Source organism: Spirosoma jeollabukense (assembly GCF_054777855.1).
The window spans coordinates 1,947,479-1,968,667 of sequence record NZ_BAAHAD010000001.1; the positions used below are offsets into that span (position 1 = coordinate 1,947,479).

The 21,189-nt window shown below is 50.4% G+C and carries 14 protein-coding genes; 13 read left to right on the forward strand and 1 reads right to left on the reverse strand.

Annotated features, from left to right (window positions below; all coding sequences use genetic code 11):
* Positions 1-90: 90 nt before the first annotated feature.
* From ACYVEA_RS07825 to ACYVEA_RS07880, 12 genes are all read left to right on the forward strand, one after another.
* A complete protein-coding gene (locus tag ACYVEA_RS07825; RefSeq protein ID WP_461112972.1) occupies positions 91-636 on the forward strand; it encodes an RNA polymerase sigma factor in 546 nt (181 codons plus the stop codon).
* Positions 611-1,450 carry a HEAT repeat domain-containing protein gene (locus ACYVEA_RS07830; protein WP_461112808.1) on the forward strand — a complete coding sequence of 280 codons (840 nt, stop codon included), beginning with the start codon at positions 611-613 and terminating at the stop codon, positions 1,448-1,450. Before ACYVEA_RS07825 ends, ACYVEA_RS07830 begins: the two co-directional genes overlap by 26 nt.
* Positions 1,451-1,565: 115 nt before the next feature.
* Positions 1,566-2,438, forward strand: coding sequence for a DUF4097 family beta strand repeat-containing protein (locus tag ACYVEA_RS07835; RefSeq protein WP_461112809.1), 873 nt, complete (start codon positions 1,566-1,568; stop codon positions 2,436-2,438).
* Positions 2,438-3,280: a DUF4097 family beta strand repeat-containing protein gene (locus ACYVEA_RS07840; RefSeq protein WP_461112810.1), complete on the forward strand. Its 843-nt coding sequence runs from the start codon at positions 2,438-2,440 to the stop codon at positions 3,278-3,280. Before ACYVEA_RS07835 ends, ACYVEA_RS07840 begins: the two co-directional genes overlap by 1 nt.
* 10 nt (positions 3,281-3,290) lie before the next feature.
* The gene (locus ACYVEA_RS07845) at positions 3,291-4,787 is read left to right on the forward strand and encodes a serine hydrolase (RefSeq protein ID WP_461112811.1); all 1,497 of its coding nucleotides are present in this window, start codon (positions 3,291-3,293) and stop codon (positions 4,785-4,787) included.
* Positions 4,788-4,973: 186 nt separating this feature from the next.
* Positions 4,974-6,473, forward strand: a complete 1,500-nt coding sequence (locus ACYVEA_RS07850; RefSeq protein WP_461112812.1) for a serine hydrolase — start codon at positions 4,974-4,976, stop codon at positions 6,471-6,473.
* A gap of 153 nt (positions 6,474-6,626) precedes the next feature.
* Positions 6,627-7,799 (forward strand): serine hydrolase domain-containing protein, encoded by a 1,173-nt coding sequence (locus ACYVEA_RS07855; protein ID WP_461112813.1) that lies wholly within the window; start codon positions 6,627-6,629, stop codon positions 7,797-7,799.
* 557 nt (positions 7,800-8,356) lie between these two features.
* Positions 8,357-8,650 carry a hypothetical protein gene (locus ACYVEA_RS07860; RefSeq protein WP_461112814.1) on the forward strand — a complete coding sequence of 98 codons (294 nt, stop codon included), beginning with the start codon at positions 8,357-8,359 and terminating at the stop codon, positions 8,648-8,650.
* A 96-nt stretch (positions 8,651-8,746) separates the two neighbouring features.
* The gene (locus tag ACYVEA_RS07865; RefSeq protein WP_461112815.1) at positions 8,747-11,173 is read left to right on the forward strand and encodes an ABC transporter permease; all 2,427 of its coding nucleotides are present in this window, start codon (positions 8,747-8,749) and stop codon (positions 11,171-11,173) included.
* A gap of 82 nt (positions 11,174-11,255) precedes the next feature.
* Complete coding sequence (locus ACYVEA_RS07870) at positions 11,256-13,631, forward strand: ABC transporter permease (RefSeq protein ID WP_461112816.1); 2,376 nt, start codon at positions 11,256-11,258, stop codon at positions 13,629-13,631.
* Between the two features lie 166 nt (positions 13,632-13,797).
* A complete protein-coding gene (locus ACYVEA_RS07875) occupies positions 13,798-16,203 on the forward strand; it encodes an ABC transporter permease (protein WP_461112817.1) in 2,406 nt (801 codons plus the stop codon).
* A gap of 118 nt (positions 16,204-16,321) precedes the next feature.
* On the forward strand, positions 16,322-17,353 hold the full coding sequence (locus ACYVEA_RS07880; RefSeq protein ID WP_461112818.1) for a PA14 domain-containing protein: 1,032 nt from the start codon (positions 16,322-16,324) through the stop codon (positions 17,351-17,353).
* A gap of 46 nt (positions 17,354-17,399) precedes the next feature.
* Here the strand turns inward: ACYVEA_RS07880 and ACYVEA_RS07885 are convergent, their stop codons facing one another.
* Positions 17,400-17,957 (reverse strand): ExbD/TolR family protein, encoded by a 558-nt coding sequence (locus ACYVEA_RS07885; protein WP_461112819.1) that lies wholly within the window; start codon positions 17,955-17,957, stop codon positions 17,400-17,402.
* Positions 17,958-18,055: 98 nt separating this feature from the next.
* Here ACYVEA_RS07885 and ACYVEA_RS07890 point away from each other — a divergent pair, with 98 nt between their 5' ends.
* The gene (locus ACYVEA_RS07890; protein WP_461112820.1) at positions 18,056-21,088 is read left to right on the forward strand and encodes an FAD-binding and (Fe-S)-binding domain-containing protein; all 3,033 of its coding nucleotides are present in this window, start codon (positions 18,056-18,058) and stop codon (positions 21,086-21,088) included.
* Positions 21,089-21,189: the final 101 nt, after the last annotated feature.

A 21,189-nucleotide genomic window follows, 5' to 3' on the forward strand; every position in this document is an offset into this window, starting at 1 on the left:
TAACCTTCTCCAATTCGCGCAGTTCCCAGTCCAAATTCCACCAATAACCCGATACCAACGCGGTTGACCTCTCTGACAGACAACGCTATTATGCTGCAGGTAAAGGCAGGCAATATGGATGCGATGAGCTTGCTCTTCGAGCGGTACAATCGTCCCCTGTTCGGCTTCCTTTTCCATATGACTAACCAGCGTGAGGCCAGTGAAGATATGGTCCAGACGGTGTTCTACCGGATGCTTAAGTACCGACACACGTTCACCGGCGACGGCGAGTTCAGGAGCTGGATGTACCATCTGGCCCGGAACGTACTGGTCGATCATAGCAAGCAAAACAAGCGTTCGGCCCATCAGTACGACCTGGCCGACGTAGCGGAGAAAATTGGTGGCGGACCAGCCGCCGATGAGCGAATCCAGAAAGAACAGGAACTGGATGCGCTTCATCAGGCAATGGGAAAACTTAGTGACGAGAATCGCGAGGTGCTGGTACTGAGCCGTTTCCAGGAGTTGAAGTATGAGGAAATTGCGCGGGTGCTGAATACAACAGAGGGCGCTATTAAAGTACGGGTGCACCGCGCGATGAACGAATTAAAGAAAATTTACCTGAAGCTTGACAATGGAAAAACTGCCTATAAACTGTGACCAGATACAAGACCAGCTAACCGATTGGCTCAGCAACCAGTTGCCGGATGCGGAACGGGTTGCGCTGGAAACGCATCTGGCACAGTGCCCAGCCTGCCAGGCAGAAGCCAATTCGACCCGGCAGCTTTGGCAACTGATGGGGAACGTACCGACGCCCGAACCAAGCCCCATGGCACGGGTTCGGTTTCAGGCGATGCTTGATACGTATAAAGAGACCGTTAACACAAAACAGGAGAGCCTATTTGACAATCTACTGACGACACTCCGCCAGCTGTGGGCACCCAGATACGCGTATCGACTGGGGTATAGTTTTGTGCTATTGAGCGTTGGTGTTGCGGCTGGATACTGGTTCAGTCACCCGGGCCAAACGACCGTGGCGGTTCAGCAGCAGCAGATCGATACGTTATCGACGCAGGTACAGGAAATGCGCCAGATGATGCTGCTCTCTGGACTGGAAAATCCGTCAGCCTCTGAACGGCTTCGGGCGGTAAGCTATACCGAAGAAATCAATCAGGTAGATGCAAAGGTGGTTGATGCGCTATTAACAACGCTCAACAACGACTCAAATGTAAATGTGCGGCTGGTTACGCTGGAAGCCCTCGCAAAGCTGGCCGATAACCCAAGTGTACGAGAAGGTCTGGTGCAGTCGATCGCCCGGCAGGAATCGCCATTGGTACAGTCAGCGCTGGCTGATATTATGGTGAAGTTGCAGGAGAAACGATCCATCAAACCTCTTCGCCAGCTCCTTCACGACGACAATCTAAACCATTTAGTCAAAGGTAAAATCGAGCAGAGTATCCGGGATTTATCTTAATTAAAGGGTGAAAGAATGAATGAATAGAGCGCGCCAAGCTTGCCAACTGTTTTTGTTCATTCACTCTTTCGCTCATTCACTCTTTCGCTCATTCACTCTTTCACTTTATATCTGTATGAAACTATTACTAATCCCCGTACTGGCGGGGCTGGTACTTTCTTGTGCCCAATCGCCAGCTACTGCTCAGGAATTTAAGGAGCACGTCAGCAAAGAATTTACGGTATCGAAGTCGGCCAGTGGTGCGCTGGCGATCTACAATATCAACGGCTTTATCAAGGTCGAGGGCTACTCAGGCGACAAGGTTATTCTGGAAGTCGATAAATCCATCACGGCCAAAAACAATCAGGATCTGGAAATTGGCAAGAAGGAATTCCAGCTTCAGTTCGATCAGCAGGGTGACAGCATTGTGGCCTACATCGCCGAACCCTTCGATTCACGTCCCCGACGCAGCCGGAACCGGGGCAACAATTGGGGCAACGACCGGGATGTCGACTATGACTTTACGCTCAACTTCACCGTGAAAGTCCCGAATCGTATGAATCTGATCGTCTCGACGGTGAACCGGGGCAACGTAACGGTAAAGGATGTCGAAGGAGCGCTCAGGGCACGTAACGTAAACGGCGCCATCACCCTGACGAACGTGAAAGGCACTACCGATGCTCACACCATCAACGGAAACCTCGACGTCGACTACGTAGCGAACCCTCCCGAAAACTCGTCGTACTATACGCTCAATGGCAACATTAACGTAAGTTATCCAGCCAATCTCTCCGCCGATTTACAGTTCAAAACCTTTCAGGGCAAATTCTTTACCGACTTCCCGAACACCGAAGTGTTGCCGGTGCAGGCGATTAAAACAACCCAGAAAACCGGCGATGGAACGGTCTATAAGCTCAACAAAAACACGGCTATACGTATCGGCAGCGGTGGCAAAACATTCAAGTTTGAAACATTTAACGGAAACATTTACATTAAAAAACAATCCTGATGAAAACACTTAAATTGACGATTGGACTTTTATTTATAAGCCTGCTTGCGCGGTCGCCACTACTTGCTCAGAATGAGGTGAAAGAGCAACTTGTCGTCCCGCTGAGTGATCCCGCCAAACCCGGTTCGTTGCACGTTGGGTTAATCAACGGCTCGATCAAAGTGATTGGCTACTCGGGCAAAGACGTAGTGATCGATATTACGGCCACGCCAAAACGCAGCCGACGGGACGACGACAATGATCGTCCTGATAAAGCCGCGAATGGCATGAAACGAATTGCCACCGGATTACCCCTCGATGTCAGCGCTGAGGAACGGAACAACACCGTTAACGTCAACGCCAATTCCATGAAGCACTCTATTGATCTGACGATTAAAGTGCCGCAACGGTTTGGGCTCAAGGTCAGCACCGTGAATAACGGAAATATCGAGATCGAGAACGTAACGGGTAACCTGGAAGTCACCAACGTTAATGGCTACATCCACCTGACCAATGTTGCGGGTTCAGCCGTTGCCAACACGGTCAACGGAAATCTGATCGCTACGTTCAAATCCATTGATTCCGATACGCCGATGGCCTTTTCTACCCTCAACGGTAATGTCGACGTAACGTTTCCGGCCTCGGTGAAAGCGAACACGAAACTCAAATCCGACCGGGGCGACATCTACAGTGATTTTGATATCGACGTCGATAAAAATCAGCCGAAAGTGAGCCGCACAAACCAGTCGGGTATGTATCAGGTGAAAATTGAGGATTGGGTATACGGTAAAATCAACGGCGGTGGCCCGGAAGTCATGATGAAAAACATGAACGGGAATCTCTACATCCGGAAGGCAAAATAAACGACGTATCATGACCGCCAATCGACTCAGTATCGTCACGTTAGGACTGGCCGCGACGCTTACGTTCAGCTTCGGACAAAGTAAGCCTACGCCCTCTACTACGCCTGGTAACGCGCAAACATCCGTGGATTCGCTCGACAAATTCTTGCGCGACAGGATGAGCCAGCTTAGCATTCCGGGGATGCAGGTTGCGGTGGTACAGCGGGGAAAACTGGTGTTGACTAAATCGTATGGGTTTGCTAATCTACAGGACTCTGTTCCCGTAACGCATAAAAGCATTTTTGCCATTAACTCCTGCACAAAAGCGTTTACAGGCGTGGCCATCATGCAACTCGTTGAGGAGGGTCAGGTTGATTTATCGGCACCCATTTCCCGTTATGTAGATGACCTTCCGGCCGATTGGCAACCGGTGACGATCAGGCAGTTGTTAACGCATGTTTCAGGACTGCCTGATATTCTTCGGGTGCTTAGCTCCTCAACCGGTGGGCTGGCCGAGTTGGGCAGCGAAGAAGCGGCCTGGGAGAAAATAAAGACAAGGCCCATGGACTTTCAGACGGGCGAACAGTTCAGTTACAACCAGACAAATTATGTGTTGCTGGGCAAGGTCATTGACAAGCTACGCGGCAAACCATTCGCTCAGGTATTCAATGAGCAGCAGTTTCAACCTGCCGGTATGACCAATACGGTCTTTGGTGATTCCCGTGACGTTATTCCGCATTTTGCACCGACTTATTCACTCAAAACCAGCCTTGATGGACATAAACTGAGTGAAGCGAAACTAACAAATAATTACGCTGAATTTCCGGCGTCCCGTCGAACCGCATCGGGTTTGAATAGTACTGCCGAGGACATGGCTCACTGGATTATCGCATTGCAACAAGGGAAATTACTGAAGACAAAAGCCGCACTTACCACGCTCTGGACACCCGGTACGTATAACAACGGTTCGCCAACGCAATGGGCACTTGGCTGGGGACTTACCAAATTTCGGCCAAAGCACCGGGCTGTCGGTATGTCGGGCGGTGGGCGTTCCGCTTTTCTTGTGTACCCGGATGATGATCTGGCGGTTATTGTGCTGACCAATTTGGGCGGAAGTTCACCGGAGAATTTTATTGAAGAACTGGCCGGTTACTTTAATCCAGACATTCCGCTGTCCGACCCCATCACGGCACTACGTCTTCAAGTGCAGAAACGAGGGTTTGACCAGGCGATTCCTGTTGCCGACGAACTGAAAAAACGAAATCTCCAGCCCGATGAAAATGAACTGAATGACTGGGCTTATCGGGTAATGAGCAGCGGTCAAACGAAAGACGCGCTCGAACTTTTCAAACTTAACGTGCACCTGTATCCAGAAAGCTGGAATACGTATGATAGCCTGGCGGAAGGCTACGAGCGGTTAGGAAATCATGAATTGGCCGTCGAAAATTATAAACGCTCGCTGGCCCTGAATCCGAAAAACGCCAATGCAACCGGTCATCTGAAAAAGCTGACGCAGGGTAACAAGTAATATGTGTAACACCGGGTTAATTATTAATGAAGTTGTTTAGGATTTGATTTTAATCGTATAAATCCTTCATTAATCTATCTAAAAACCCCTAAATCCCCTGAAGGGGACTTAGCTTACTCATAGACAAAGTCCCCTTCAGGGGATTTAGGGGTAAAAGGCTAGAAAAAATTATTCTAAATAGCTTCAATGTTTCTGATTCAAAACTCCATGCACACCAACCGACTCATTTTTGCCAGCTGTCTACTGACAATAACTATACAGGCCGCCCCTGGGCAAGCTCAGCCAGCCGCAACTGAAACCACTATTCAACAGTTGGGAACGGCATTCGTTCAGGAGAAAGCGCACGTAGGCTTGTCGATTGGTATTGTCCGAAATGGGAAGACGACTTTCTATAATTTCGGCACCACGGAGAAGGGGAAAAATCAGTTGCCCACGCAGAACACGATTTATGAGATTGGCTCGATCAGTAAAACGTTTGGGAGCCTGCTGCTGGCACGGGCCGTTGTCGATAAGAAAATCAACCTAGACGATGACATTCGGAAGTACCTCGATGGTGACTACCCGAATCTGGCCTACGAAGGCAAGCCTATCCGGCTGGTAAATCTGACCAACTGGACGTCTGAATTGCCCGATAATTTTCCAGATAAGCCTGACCGGTTCAAGCAAGCTAATCCCGATTCAATTCCGTTCCTGATTATAAATGAGTTGATCAGCTATACGAAGCTCGATTTTTTCAACGACTTGCACAGGGTTACGCTTAAGGCAGCTCCCGGTCAGAATCCGCGCCATTCGAACGTAGCGGCTCAGTTAGTGGGTTATATTCTGGAGAAAATCTACCAGAGGCCTTACGAGGAGTTAATTAACACACAGATTGAACAGCCGCTCCAGATGCGCCATACGTTCGGGCCAGAAGCGCCGTCGGATCAGTTCGCCATTGGCTATGATGGAAAGGGCATTCGGATGCCCGCATTTACGCTGAAAGCGATGCAGGCCGCTGGTGGACTCCGCTACAGTGCGGCTGACCTGCTGAAGTATGCAGCCTATCAGCTAAACGAGAACAACAAAGCGGTGCAATTGAGTCATCAGCTTAGCTGGGGAAATACGGATAACCTGGCGCTGGCACTGAACTGGTTTCTTCATAAAACCATCGACAGCAAACGGCAGATCGAACACTCAGGCGGTACGTTCGGCTTTGCCAGTTTCTGCGATTTGTACCCTGATCAGAAAACGGGGCTTGTGCTGCTCGCCAACAACTCAGATCAGTCAACACAGGGCCAGCTTCAGGAACTGTCGGGCAAGATCATGAACGTATTATACGGCGAACCGGCGGGACTAAAGGCCCTCAACGAGGAACTGAAAAAGCGAGGTTATGCACAGGTTATCAACATAGTGAAGGATGTCCGTAAAAAACACCCTGAACTGTACCTGGGTGAAGGGTACGTAAATGGCTGGGGTTATACGCTCGTTGGACAAGGCAAACTCCAGGAAGCGCTTGAGATTTTCAAACTGAACGTTAGCCTGTATCCCAACGCCTGGAACGCCTACGACAGCCTGGCCGAAAACTACGAGCACATGGGAAATCGGGCACTGGCTATTGAAAATTACAAGCGTTCACTGGATTTAAACCCTCAGAACACAACCGCAACCGATTTCCTGAAACAGGCTGGCCAGACGGCTGGCAAATAGCCCAGCCGTCTGGCGACACGACGTGATTATCGGGAATATTTACATTCATAAGACGATGTAAGCAACCCGAACGTAGCAACCTGCATCTTTAACGCAAACAGCAGGCAGAATAGCCATTCCGTTTGCAACAAACCTCTAAACCAGACTATTACCATGACTGCCTGGCTTATCTCCGCTTTTCTGCTATTTCCCTTACGATCTATTCAGCCCAAACGCCCCGCAGCCCTCGTTACGGTTCCCGAAAAGGCATCGACGGATAATCCGCTGAAAACATCGGTCGATTTCATTGTTGAGGAGGCCGCTCAGCATTTCATGACGGCACCACAGTCGGTTGGGCTTTCGATCGGCATTATCAAAGATGGACAGTCGTATATGTACAATTATGGTACCGTTGAAAAAGATCGGCAGCAACTCCCGACCAGCCAAACTTTGTACCCAATCGCGTCTATCACCAAGACATTTACAGGCGCTTTGCTGGCGCAGGCAGTCGTTGAAAAGAAGGTGAAACTGGGCGACGATATTCGTAAGTACCTGACCGGTACTTATTCAAACCTGGCGTATGAAGGGCAACCCATCCGGCTTTTCCACCTGATTAATCACCGCTCAGGATTACCGTTCCTGTTACCAGATCGGCCGGACGCCTTTGCCAATACCGCCATTCCTTCCTCGACAATCGCTGCAGAGCTTTTACAAGGCTATACCCGCGACGATTTCTACGCCGACTTACATAAGGTAAAGCTGGATACGATGCCGGGCTATACATTCCGGTACTCCAATGCGGGCGCTCAGTTGCTGGGTTACATTTTAGAGCGGGTGTACAACATGCCATTCGAGGACTTGGTACGGCTGAAAATAACCCAGCCGCTCGCCATGAGCCACACAAAGATTGACTTGGCCTCCTCAGATCAGCCTGCTCTTGCCAAAGGCTACAATTGCAACGGCGTTGAAATGCCACCCATTCCCGATCAGCTTCAGGGAGCCGCTGCGTTGAAATCGACCGTGACGGATATACTGAAGTACATCCAGTGGAATGTAGCGGAAGAGACGGAAGCCGCGAGACTGACGCATCAGCCGACGTCGGGCGATGCCTCCCGCTATTCGTCGGGGTTGAACTGGCAGATGCTGAACGTAGCGGGCAACCGCGCCATCTGGCAGGATGGGAACATCCCTGGTTTCAGCAGCTTATGCGTTAATTATCCAGAGCTGAACATGGGCATCGTTGTCCTCTCCAACGAATGCGACCGCATGACCGCGTCCCGGGTGACGGCCCTGACCAACCAGATTGCAAAAGCCATAGACGAGCGCGCTGTTGCGCTGCCGAACTGATGTATTGAGTGTTATTCTAATTCAAATCGGATGGAATGTATTTAATACGTTTCATTGATATTTCATCGAAATGTGTAAGTAGCTCTAGCGGGTCTGTTGAAAATAGAATTTCCTCGTCGTCATCATCAAATGTCCCTCCCGATTTAGATTCCTCTATAATTGACTGCTTACTAAAAATCATTCCATTGACTAGCTCGACCTCAAATGTTTTTCCGCCGAAGCTTAAGATGGTGTTTGTTTTAAACTGTGAATCCATAAAACATTAACTTGTTAAAGTGCAATTTAAAGATAGCTCAAATATTTAATTTTGAAAATGTGTATTCTTACATTTCGCCTAGTGATCTGTAACAATAGGCTATCTGTTGTCTAATATAATCTCTTGTCCACAAATGAACGTAGCGTGTCCGATTTTGGACACGCTACGTTCATTTTTTACTTACAACTTACTGTATAACAACTAGTTATTTAGAGTGGTATAACATTTGAGGCTCCCGGGTAGTAATACGCTGTGCGTTGCGAATTGACAATCTTTACTCATCTATCTTTTTCCTACCCCTATGTCATACATCGCCATTCCTATCTCATCGTTACCCGGCAAGCAGGACATCGAAATCGACGTCACCATCAACGGTCAGAAACAAGCCCTGCATTACCGCGTGGAGTTGTTCTACTGGGGCGACTGCCGGGTGCCAACCTTCGACCGGGTCGAGTGCATCCGCCAGTTGCTGGCCGACTACGACCACGACTGGACGCTCTATTATATTGGTTCGCCAACCGACGAATTCGTACCCATTACGTTCGTTAAGCGGGAAGATTTAGTTAAGCAGCGACAATTGCTCAGGGCCAGATAGCCCGGTTCCAAACCCTATGTATTGGGCATGAGAAATATAAGATTTCTCGTATAGGTTCATCCCAATTTTCCTTTTTCCACTTCATGCCCTTTACTTATGATTCAATCCTATATCAAAATCGCGCTGCGCAACCTCCGCAAGAACCAGGTATTTTCAGTCATCAATATTATTGGACTAGCGCTCGGCATTGCCGCCTTCGTCCTGATTCTGGAGTACATTAGTTTTGAAAAAAGCTTCAATCAATTTCACACGAATCTGGACAATACATATCGCGTATTGCTGCAGCACAAAGATGGGAAAACCGACAACGACGTACCGTCGGCAATAGCGCCAGCCTTAAAACAGCAGTTCAGTACGGTTGACGCTGTTTGCCGGATAGCCTCCGTTCAGCAGGGAATTATTACCATTCCAGGTAGTAACAAAACCCAGGCAATACGTTCATTCAGAGAAACCAACGCGATCACGGCTGACGGCGACTTCTTCCGAATATTTTCGTTTCCGCTCGTCGCAGGATCACCATCGCTGCATCAGCCCAACACAGCCGCACTCTCCCAGACCAAAGCCAGAACGTATTTCGGGAATGAGAATCCCATCGGTAAGATTCTGACCCTCAACAGCCAGTTTGGTAAAGCACCTTATCGGGTGGTGGCCGTTTTTACCGATGTTCCGGCGAACTCCGATCTGCAATTTGATCTGGTCTATTCCCTCAGTACGTTGGCGAACAAAGGAAATCGCAATGGCAATGATTGGGCGAGTTTAGACAATTGGAATGGAGCATTTTCTGAAACACTGGTTCTTCTCAATCCCAAAACGGATCTGGCTGCCTTTGAGAGAAAAGCGACAGACCTAGTTGCCAAAGCGCGTCCGAAGGAAACAGATTTGGTACAAATGCAACCTCTTACGTATCTGCACCTGGGTAATGGGTTAAGCGATACGCGCCCAACGGCGGCTAAAGTTGGTTTTGTGTATATGCTGGGCGGCATTGCCCTGCTGATTCTACTGATTGCCTGGCTCAATTACATCAACTTGTCGACCGCCGGTGCGCTAAAACGGGCGAAAGAAGTGGGCGTTCGGAAAGTGGTTGGGGCCAATCGGGAACAGATTATCGGTCAGTTTCTGGGCGAATCACTGATACTCAACGTACTGGGTTTTGGGCTGGCCATACTGGTGATCCTGCTATTGCAAGAGCCTTTTAATCAGCTGGTTGGCAAACCTCTTTCGCTCGCGTCAATTGGCCAGAGCCCCTTCTGGATTGCTGGTTTAGGAGCTGTGTTGCTGGGAGCTATAGCCTCGGGCAGTTATGCCGCATTTGTGCTGTCGGGTTTTCCGGTACTAAGCGTGATGAAGACGGCGTTTGTCCGGACAGGTCAGGGCGTTTGGGTGCGACAATCGCTGGTTGTGTTTCAGTTTGCGATCTCCATTATGCTGATTGTTGCCACGGTAGTGCTGTACCGGCAGTTGTCATTCATGCAGAATCAGAACCTGGGCATGAACCTGAAGCAATTGCTGGTTATCAAAGGCGCTGAAGTTGGCGATGATTCGGTCCGAAGAGCCGGACGAACGGCCTTCCGCAACGAAATCGCTCAGTTACCTTTTGTCGATGATTACTGCAATTCGGGCAGCGTACCGGGCGGCTGGTACAATTACAAAGCTGACGGCATTACCCGCCTGAACCCTGTCCCCGGCGATGAGAAGAAAAGCTATGCCGTTACGTACGCTGATGATCGTTTCCTGAAAACCTATGGCATTTCGCTGGCCGCCGGGCAAAACTTCACACCCGAAATGTGCGCCAAAGGTACCGACGCCAACCGGGTACTGATCAATGCCAAAGCGGCCAAATCCCTCGGATTTGCCTCGGCCCAGGCAGCCGTTGGCCAGAAGCTGAAATATGGGGCGGAACTCGAAATTATCGGGGTGATCAATGATTATCATCACCAATCACTGCAACAGGCCATCGAACCGCTGATTATTTACCCCGGCTATCCCAGTTCGAATTATACCGTTCGCTTAACGACAGATCGTATGCAGGCGAAGGTTGGTGAGTTGGAACAGCTCTATAAGCAACTCTTCCCCGGCAATCCATTCGAGTATTATTTTGTGGATGAAAACTACCGCAAACAATACCAGACTGAACAGCAATACAGTTCCATTTTCACGGTTGCGTCGGCCCTGGCAATACTGATTGCCTGTCTGGGTTTGTTCGGTCTGGCAGCCTATGCCACCGAACAACGTACCAAAGAGATTGGCGTGCGGAAAGTATTGGGCGCATCGGTAGGAAGCCTCGTCGCGCTTCTATCGAAAGACTTCCTGAAACTGGTTCTGATCGCGATCATCATTGCTACGCCCATTGGTTGGTGGATGATGAACCGCTGGTTACAGGACTTCGCTTACCGCGTTGATCTTTCCTGGTGGGTATTCGCCCTGGCTGGCCTGTTAGCCATAGGCATTGCCATTTTGACCGTCAGTTTCCAGAGCATCAAAGCGGCCCTAATGAATCCGGTGAAATCACTACGTTCTGAATAACGCTTGGGGCAAGGGGCATGGAAAGTCCATCAGTATGGTATGACGCCTAATTCCGTGCTCCAAGCCCCATGCCCTTACCCCCATGCTCCAAAACTTCCTCAAAACGGCCATTCGAAATCTGTGGAAACACAAGCTGTTTTCATTTATCAACATCTTTGGTCTGGCGTCGGGTATGCTGGTGTGTTTGCTGGCCATGATCGACATCAAGGGTGCGTTTGATTACGATTCGTTTCATCCGCATGCGGATCGCACCTACCGAATTCTGACAGACGTAACGAACGCTACGAATGATGAGCAGGGATTTGCTACGTCGCCCATGCCCCTGGCAGATGCCTTGAAAAGGGATTATCCGTTTGTGGAAGAAGCCACCCGGGTTGTTCGTAATTACGGCAAATTCAGCGCGAATCGAAAACAACTGCCGGTTATTTACAGCGCCGTTGATCCGGGTTTCTTTAAAATTTTCGGGTTCCGGCTCGAGAAAGGGCAAGCCGCCATTGCGCCCCAAACCGTCGTTCTGACGCAGCAGACAGCCAAACGATTTTTTGGGACGGCTAATCCCGTCGGCAAAATCATAGAACACCCAACGCTGGGCGCCATGACGATTTCGGGCGTTTTCGCCGAGAACCCAACAAAATCTCACGTCAGCTTCGATGTACTCGTGTCGATGGCGACGTTTTCCAGCCCGAAATGGCAACAATTTCGGATGAGCTGGGCCGATTATGAGCAAGCTTATACCTACGTTTTGCTGAAATCGGGCGTACCCACTAAGACGCTTGATGGCGTACTGCCAGCCCTAGCCAGCCGGGTTACAAAAGGTCTGCGATTTGCGAAAGATAAAGGCTACACGTTTCGTAGCCAGCCCTTAACGCAGCTTTCACCCGCCCGCGAAGAATTCATGAAGCCAACCTATGAACCAACTGCCGGCAAACTGGAAACTGAGTTAGGCGTAGGCTTACTAACCCTGTTACTGGCCGCTTTCAACTACATCAACCTGACGCTGGCCCGGTCGTTGAGCCGTGCTCGTGAAGTAGGCATCCGGAAAGTGGCCGGAGCGCTACGCTGGCAATTGATGGGGCAGTTTATGGCCGAATCGGCGGTGCTATCGCTCGTTGGACTTGGGCTGGCGTATGGTATGCTTCAAGTAATTAAGCCGATGCCTTTTGTGCAGCAATGGCTCATCGGGGGCGTACAATGGGAGAATGACATTCGCATATGGCTGATATTCATAGCGTTCAGCCTTACGACGGGCTTGCTGGCCGGATTGTTACCCGCACGGGTATTGTCGAGCTTCCAGCCAGCGCAAGTACTACGTAGTCAGACTGGCTTGCGGGTGTTCAGGGGAATAACCCTCCGCAAATCGTTGATTGTGGCCCAATTCTCTATTTCTTTACTGGCCATGATTTCCCTGCTGGCCATGGCGCTTCAGCAAGACTACATGGCCACAGCCGATTATGGCTTTCAGCGGCAAAACATTCTAACTATCCCACTGAATGGTTTGCCATCAGGTCGCTTATCGACTGACATTAGCCGATTGGCGGGTGTTGAGCGGGTAGCGGCTACCGGCGCTTTATTCGGCGATCATGGTGATGGATTCCAGATGGTTTATCGACAGAAAGCGGGGGGCGATTCATCGGCAGCCCATGTCTTTGCGGCTGATGCCAATTTAGTACCTGCAACGGGATTAACCCTCCTGGCTGGTCAGAACATACCCATGTCGGTATCCGACTCAGCTTCACGAAGGGTGCTTATTAACGAGGAAGCCGTACGAACCTTTAAGCTAGGAGCACCCGGAGCTGCTGTTGGACAGACACTCTGGTTAGATGACAGTACGGAAGTACAGATTGCCGGGGTGCTGAAAAACTTTAAATTCACTACGCTCGTCTGGAAAATACAACCCTTACTTCTTCGCTATCAACCGAATGAGTTCAGGTATCTGACGGTAAAAGTAGCGGGTAACGATCCAGAAGCGATCAAAAGCAACATAGCCCGAATTTGGAAACGACAGAATCCGTACGAACCCTTCAACGGCCAATGGTACGACGATTTTCTGTATGACCGACACAGTCACTCCGACGACATAAACTTCATGGCCCTCTTAATTGGGCTGGCGGTGTCAATCGCCTGCATGGGCCTACTGGGTATGGTCACCTACACAACCGAGCTGCGCACGAAGGAAGTTGGCGTCCGGAAGGTGATGGGCGCACGCGTTAGTCAGGTTATCTGGCTCCTGTCGTGGGATTTCCTGAAACTACTGCTGATCGCCGGAGCCATTGCTTTACCACTTGGTTATCTGGCTGGAAGTTTCTTGCTGATGACGTTTACGTATCACGTTTCCCTGGGCCTGGGTGCGTTGAGCCTTTGTTTTGGCACACTGCTGTTACTGGGCGGCCTGACTATTGGCTGGCGCACCTACAAAACGGCCCTGACCAATCCAGCAGAATCACTACGTAGTGAATAAGGCGGCCTTATGTTTGGCGTAGTCATAGACTCTGTTTGGCGTAGTCGGAGACTACGCCAAACAATCTACACATAATGGATATTTTATATATAAGAATATTATATATATTTGTCGTATTAGGCAATGAGCGTATCCATGCCTATGACTCCTAAACTTTCCGTTAGCTATGCTTCACAATTATCTTAAGACGGCACTTCGTAACCTCTGGCGCTATCGACGCGTGAACGCCATTAGCATTGCTGGATTAGCCGTGGGTCTGGCCTGCGGCATCGTTATTTTCTTACTGGTCAGTTATATGTTCAGCTTCGACCGTTACCATGCAAAAGCCGACCGGACGTACTGGATCGTGACTGATCTACATCACGAGAACGTAGTACCCACCGATGCCACCCCCCGACCGCTGGGCGAAATTCTACGCCGTGACTATCCGTTCGTGGAAAGCGCCGTTCGGGTGGAAAACATCTTCGGACGTGTGGTTAGCGTGCCGGATGGAAAAGGGGGATTCAGTAAAAAATTCGATGAGTCGCGCACGCTCTGCTTTACAGAACCACAATATTTCAACGTTTTTGATGTCGCCTGGATAACCGGGAACCCAAAAACGGCCCTCTCTACACCCAATACGGCCGTTCTGTCAGAGCGATATGCCGAGAAGTATTTCGGAACAACGAATGCCATCGGTCGAATGCTACGTTACGACAATCAAACCGATCTGACGGTAACGGGTGTCATCAAAAACCCACCATCCAATACCAAGCTTCGGTACGAACTTCTGATTTCTTACAGCACCCTTCCGACCTTGCTGGGTAGTCAGGGACAGCAGGCAATGCAATCCTGGGGCAATGTCACAACAGTGTGTTTCGCCACGTTACGTACCGGCGTGCCCGTAGCGCAGTTGGCCAGTGTATTACCCGTCATTCGCAAGAAATACCTGAGTGCCCAGGAAGCTAAAACCCTCGATTTCCACGTATTGCCGCTAAGCGATTTGAGCCATAATTCGCAGTATGGTGGCGAATCGCCCTACCTGATTCTCTACGCATTGATCATTGTAGGCGTGTTTCTGGTGGTGGGAGCCTGCATTAATTTCATCAACATAGCTACGGCTCATGCCCTGAAACGAGCCAAAGAAGTCGGTGTCCGGAAGGCAATGGGCAGCACACGCTGGCAACTCATTGGGCAGTTCATGACCGAAACAACGCTCATTACGCTGGCGGCTGTGGTCGTGGGTATGTTACTGGCGCAACTGGGTCTGCCGGCACTCAACAATGCACTGTCCATGCTGAACGCAGACCTTAGTATTCTTGATCTGTTTCTGCCGAGGTCGTTAGTGTGGTTTACAGGTCTAGTCGTGAGCGTTATTGGACTGGCGGGACTTTATCCTACGCTGGTACTGACCCGTTTTAAGCCGGTGGTGGCCCTGCACGGACAAATGACGACGCAACAGGTGGGTGGGTTACGCGTACGGCGGGGATTAGTGATCACGCAGTTTTTTATTACGCAGTTGTTCTGCATTGGCGTTGTCGTCATGATGGCTCAGGTTCGGCACATGCAACAGGCCGATCTGGGTTTCCGCAAGGAAGCTATTTTGACCGTACCCGTTCCGACCGACAACCCCATAAAGCAGCAAACGCTACGTGATCGAATGCGCCAGGTGCCGGGTGTCGAGCAGGTTGCTTTGGGCGCCGAACCACCAGCCTCGTTCCGGCGAAACCCCGTTCCGTTTACGTTCGACACGCATACCGAGCCCGAAAAATTTCCGACCAGCGTCAAAATTGGCGATACGAATTACCTGCCGCTGTTCGGGATCAAGCTGCTGGCCGGACGAAATTTCCGCAACAATGACACGACGAATGCTGAAGCCCTTATCAACGAAACGATGGTGAAACAACTGGGGTTGCGTTCGGCAGCGGAAGCCCTGGGCAAACGGCTCAACATTTGGGGTAGCGATAAAACCATCGTTGGGGTGGTGAACAATTTCTACTCGGGCGAACTAAAAATGGGGCTCCAACCGATTGCGCTGCTCAATATGCACCGCGAAAACAACATGGCCGCGCTACGTATCAATCCAACCAACATACCTACCACGCTCAAAGCCATCGAAAGTACCTGGAATGAGCTATTTCCCGAGCGGGTTTTTAAGGCTACGTTCGTGGATGAGTTGCTGAAAAACTTCTATGTCACCGAACGGATTTTACTGGCACTAGCGCAGGTTTTTTCGGTCATCGCCATCCTGATTGGTTGCCTGGGATTATATGGTCTCGTGCTGTTTATGGCTGAAGCCAAACAAAAAGAAATTGGCGTGCGGAAAGTGATGGGAGCCAGCACGAACCAACTGCTGTGGCTCTTTGGCCGCGAGTTCGGCTGGCTGCTTGCCATTGGCTTCATACTGGCCGCGCCCGTGGGCTGGTTCGTGATGAACAACTGGCTCAAAAGCTACGCCTATCGCATTAATCTCGGCTGGTGGGTCTTTGCAGTAACGTTAAGCCTTGTCACGATCATTACGCTCCTGACAGTTTCGTTCCAGGCCATGAAAGCCGCTCTGACCAACCCGGCAAAAAGCCTGCGAACGGAGTAAATTAACCTTCCCTACCATTTAAGATATAAGCAGCCTATGAACTAATCATCTTTGCCCTAAAGGCTTACAGATGAAAGCACTAGCCAGACTTGTCGGATTGTTTATCTGCCTGATCCCTGTGCCAGCACGCGCACAGCAGGGGCTGAAAGGTGAGTATTATACCGGAACGAATTTTGAGCACAAAGTTTTTACCCGAACTGATCGTCAAATCAGTTTCAATTGGTTAGACCGCACACCGGGGCCAGGCATGCCTGAGTCATATTATTCCGTTCGCTGGACGGGCAAATTGTTAGCGCCAGCAACGGGAACCTACAAATTTTTCGCCAAAGTCGACGACGGTATACGGGTTTGGGTAAGCAATAAAAAAGTGATGGACTCCTGGCAGTTAAACGATTCCGAAAACTTCACAGGCAGTATTACACTGGAAGCAGGGCATCAGTATGATTTACGGGTAGATTACTTCAACGCGATGCTGGAAGGTGAAATTCAATTGTACTGGCAACGGCCTGATACCAGGAAACTAGTTCAGAACCCATTTGCTACGTCGGGTGAGCCTATAACAGCGAAGTATTTCTTTCAAAAAGCGCCCCCCGCTCCCATCTCCCCAAAACCAACGAAGCCAGTTGCCACAACGCCCGTAGTAGCGGCTTCGCCCCCGCCAAAACTCATTCCTAGAAAACCACGGATCATCATAAAACCGAAAACAACCCTTACTCCGCCCCCACCGGAGCAAACAGCCGTTGTTGATACGTTGGTTGCATCAGCACCGATTCGCAAACCAGCACCCGAGCCGGACTCCGGGCTAAAAGCCGACACTACGTTCGTTCTACGTAGCGTTCAGTTTGAGCAAAGCAGCTACATTTTACTGCCCGAATCATCGGCAGAACTGGATCAATTGGTGGCCATCCTAAAAAAGAATCCGCGCTGGACCATCGACATCGTAGGCCATACGGATAATATCGGCGACCCGCGTCTGAACTTAGCCCTCTCGGAAAATCGCGCTAAAGTTGTGTCCAGCTACCTCACACGCAGAGGTATTGCCGATGAGCGCGTTACCTCAAAAGGCTACGGCGGCACCCGTCCCATTGCCGACAACGCCATTGAAAACGAACGCAGTAAAAACCGGCGCGTGGAAATTACAATTCGCTAGTCGTATCGTTCCATGAGTCGATGCATGCAATTGGATCGATTGCTTTTCATTCATCTCGCACGGCACAGTAAAAAGGAGCCGTTTGTACAAACACCGTATTGTTTACATCCGGATGACGAACGAATAGTTGCTCATAATGCCTTAGAATACTTTGCTCTTTCCTATCCAGATCAGAAACCAACAGATAAGGCAAATTGCCCACTATTTTAAGTTCATTAAGGACATCAGCAACATTCTTGAACGTTGCCTGCCGAGTAGGCTTAATCACAACCGCGACGTCGTCCCTGGCCCCCTTACTGATCTGCTTCAGTGCTTGTCTAACACCCTCCGGCCCATAGGTAGTTGTCTGTAATTCAGCCATATCATCTTTGTACCAGTGCTGCATCAATCCAATGCGGTTATCACGTAGCAGAAAGAGCGTAACCAGTTTACGGGGGTGAACGGACGCTTCGTACTTCCGGCAGCCAGCTGGAACCGTAATGCCCATAATGACAGGGCGTTGTACTTCTTTCTGCCACATAAAAAATACAATCAACAAAAAGGCAACACTCACAAACGGTGTAAAGTCAGTGCGTATCGAGGCATAGGTTTGGCGAGTTCTCATGGCAAATCGGGGTTTGGTCATTGATGGTCAAAGCAACCTATTTCCACAAACGCGTGTCGGTTTTTGTATCTTTACAGTACGTTTGATGCTCAGCCGCTATGTTCCGCTTAACCCAGAAATTTCCGTTTGCCAGCCTGCTCCCGTCGTTCGAGGGTGATCTATATTTTGATGAATCGCCGGAGCATACCGCTCAGCGTGTACTCTACGCGACAGACGCATCGGTTTATCAGGAAATGCCGGTGGCAGTGGCCCTGCCCAAATCGGTGGCCGACATTAAACGACTGCTACGCTTCGCCCAGCAGCATGAATTGGGGTTGATTCCCCGCGCGGCCGGTACGTCGCTGGCGGGGCAGGTGGTGGGTAGTGGCATCGTCGTCGACATCTCTAAATACTTCGGAAAAATTCTGGACATCAACGCCGATGAGCGTTGGGTACGTGTTCAGCCGGGCGTTATTCGCGATGACCTGAATGCGTTTTTAAAACCACACGGCCTGTTGTTCGGACCCGAAACCAGCACCGCCAGTCGAGCTATGATTGGCGGCATGATTGGGAATAATTCCTGCGGCCTGCATTCCATAATATGGGGAACCACGCGCGACCATCTGCTCGAAGTACGGGCGGTACTGAGCGATGGTGCCGAAGTAACCTTTGGGTCACTCACGCGTGAGCAATTTGATGCCAAATGCCGGGGTGAGAACGTAGTAAGCCCACTCGAGCAGCGGCTCTATGTTCAGTTTCGTGACTGGCTGTCAAAACCAGACGTTCAACAGCACATTCAGGACGGTTACCCAAAACCCACCGTCAAACGCCGAAACACAGGCTATGCGCTGGATGCGTTAGTGGCGTTTTTTGACGAGCATCGGACAGCGGGCATGGAGCAGAGGGTTCAAACGGCTGGTAACTTTCTGCCCCAAGCCCTCCGCCCGCTGCTATTCAACTTCGCCAGCCTCATTGCGGGCTCTGAAGGGACGCTTTGCTTTATTACCGAATCGAAACTGAATTTGCTACCATTGCCGCCTAAGGAAATTGCGCTGGTTTGCGCCCATTTCCCAACCATTCGCCAATCGCTTGAAGCTAATCTGGTGGCGTTGGCGCATGATTGTTCAGCATCCGAACTGGTGGATGATTATATTCTACAACTGACCAAAACCAATATTGAGCAGTCGAAGAATCAAACGTTTGTCGAATGTGATCCAAAAGCCATTCTGATGGTTGAGTTTTTCGCGGATACGAAATCGGGTGTAGCGCTAAAAGCCCAGGCATTTGTGGATGCATTGAAGACGAAGGGATTAGGCTATGCGTATCCGATTCTGTTCGATGAAGAGACGAAAAAGCCCTGGGCGTTGCGGAAAGCGGGATTGAGTATCATGTATAACATTCCCGGCGACGAAAAACCGGCTAATGTCATCGAAGATACGGCCGTCGATGTACATGATCTGCCCGATTACATTGATGAGCTGGACAAAATGGCCTGGGAGCAACATGGCCTGAAACTGGAATATTCGGCTCATGCCGGAGCGGGCGAAATCCACGTGTTACCGCTTATCAACCTCAAATCGTCGGAGGGGCGTACTACGTTTCGGGCGTTGCTGATGGACACGGCTCAACTGGTCAAAAAATACGGCGGCTCTCTGTCGGGCGAACATGGCGATGGGCGGCTTCGGGGTGAGTGCATCGCGTTTATGCTCGGCCCCGAAAACTACCAGTTGTGCAAAGAAGTCAAAGCGCTCTGGGATCCGCATAATACGTTCAATCCCGGCAAGGTTGTTAACACGCCTGCCATGAACGAGTCGCTACGTTCGGAAGCTGACGTCGTGATTCCGCAACCCAAAACGGTCTTCGATTTTACGAAAGATGGTGGGCTGCTGGAACTGGCCGAAAAATGTTCCGGCTCTGGTGATTGCCGTAAAACTGAAATCTCCGGCGGAACGATGTGCCCCAGTTACATGGCTACCCGTCGCGAACACGACACAACACGAGCACGAGCCAATATTTTACGACACTTTTACAGTAACCAGGAGAGACCCACTGAGCACGATTTTGCGGCCGTAAAAGACGTACTGGATTTGTGTTTGTCCTGCAAAGCCTGCAAGGCCGAATGTCCGTCGAGTGTGGATATGACGCGGATGAAAGCCGAATTCACCCAGCAACAATACCGCGAATCGGGCATTCCGTTGCGGGCGCGACTGGTGGGAAATTTCACTAAACTTATGTCACTGGCGAGCATAGCGCCCTGGGCCTACAACGCTATCTACGAAACGCCTGCGCTACGTCGTCTGGCGAACAGCGCCGTAGGTTTCCATCCCGACCGCACGATGCCCGAACTGGCGAGCACGACGTTGAGGAAATGGTTTTCGGTTTACCGTTCACAGTTTTCGGTTAACCATCCGGAAAACCGAAAACCGAAAACTGTAAACCTTTTCTGTGATGAATTCACCAATTACAACGATGTAGAAGTTGGGCAGAAGGCCATTCAACTGCTGGAACGCCTGGGCTACTCGGTCAGTTTGCCCGAACACGCTGAAAGTGGTCGGACGTACCTGTCGAAAGGGCTGGTGGAAGACGCCAAGCAAATCGCTATCAGGAACGTAACGCTGTTCAAAGACCTCATCACTGACGAAACGCCCCTGATTGGTCTGGAGCCATCGGCGATTCTGACGTTCCGCGATGAATACCCCGATCTGGTTCCGGCTGAGTTAAAAGACGACGCGCTACGTATCGCCAAAAACGTTTTTCTGTTTGAGGAATGGCTGGCTGGCGAAGTTGAAGCCGGACGGGTGAACAGGGATCAGTTTACGACCGCAGCGCGTGAGGTAAAAATACACGGCCATTGCCACCAAAAAGCGTTGTCATCTATGGTGCCAGTCAAAAAAATCCTGTCGTTGCCTGCCAATTACAGCGTCCAGTTGATTCCATCAGGCTGTTGCGGCATGGCTGGTTCGTTTGGCTACGAAACTGAACATTACGATCTGTCCATGCAAATCGGTGAACTAGTCTTATTCCCAGCCGTCCGTAAGGCCGAAGACGCGATCATCTCAGCGGCTGGCACCAGTTGCCGCCATCAGATCAAAGACGGAACGGGCCGCAAAGCCCAGCACCCCGCTGAGATTTTGTTTGATGCACTGGCGTAATGCCGTATTGCTGGCCCGGCTATCAAACATTAATCTCAGGCGGGCCAGCGATACGGCATTATAAAACCTTTTCCGTTGCCAACGGTTCTTCATAGACCTAA

Bases quoted from the DNA above. Each gene is read 5' to 3' on its own strand.
- ACYVEA_RS07825 (WP_461112972.1), top strand. From the start codon at position 91: ATGCTGCAGGTAAAGGCAGGCAATATGGATGCGATGAGCTTGCTCTTC.
- ACYVEA_RS07830 (WP_461112808.1), top strand. From the start codon at position 611: ATGGAAAAACTGCCTATAAACTGTGACCAGATACAAGACCAGCTAACC.
- ACYVEA_RS07835 (WP_461112809.1), top strand. From the start codon at position 1,566: ATGAAACTATTACTAATCCCCGTACTGGCGGGGCTGGTACTTTCTTGT.
- ACYVEA_RS07840 (WP_461112810.1), top strand. From the start codon at position 2,438: ATGAAAACACTTAAATTGACGATTGGACTTTTATTTATAAGCCTGCTT.
- ACYVEA_RS07845 (WP_461112811.1), top strand. From the start codon at position 3,291: ATGACCGCCAATCGACTCAGTATCGTCACGTTAGGACTGGCCGCGACG.
- ACYVEA_RS07850 (WP_461112812.1), top strand. From the start codon at position 4,974: ATGTTTCTGATTCAAAACTCCATGCACACCAACCGACTCATTTTTGCC.
- ACYVEA_RS07855 (WP_461112813.1), top strand. From the start codon at position 6,627: ATGACTGCCTGGCTTATCTCCGCTTTTCTGCTATTTCCCTTACGATCT.
- ACYVEA_RS07860 (WP_461112814.1), top strand. From the start codon at position 8,357: ATGTCATACATCGCCATTCCTATCTCATCGTTACCCGGCAAGCAGGAC.
- ACYVEA_RS07865 (WP_461112815.1), top strand. From the start codon at position 8,747: ATGATTCAATCCTATATCAAAATCGCGCTGCGCAACCTCCGCAAGAAC.
- ACYVEA_RS07870 (WP_461112816.1), top strand. From the start codon at position 11,256: ATGCTCCAAAACTTCCTCAAAACGGCCATTCGAAATCTGTGGAAACAC.
- ACYVEA_RS07875 (WP_461112817.1), top strand. From the start codon at position 13,798: ATGCTTCACAATTATCTTAAGACGGCACTTCGTAACCTCTGGCGCTAT.
- ACYVEA_RS07885 (WP_461112819.1), bottom strand. From the start codon at position 17,957: ATGAGAACTCGCCAAACCTATGCCTCGATACGCACTGACTTTACACCG.
- ACYVEA_RS07890 (WP_461112820.1), top strand. From the start codon at position 18,056: ATGTTCCGCTTAACCCAGAAATTTCCGTTTGCCAGCCTGCTCCCGTCG.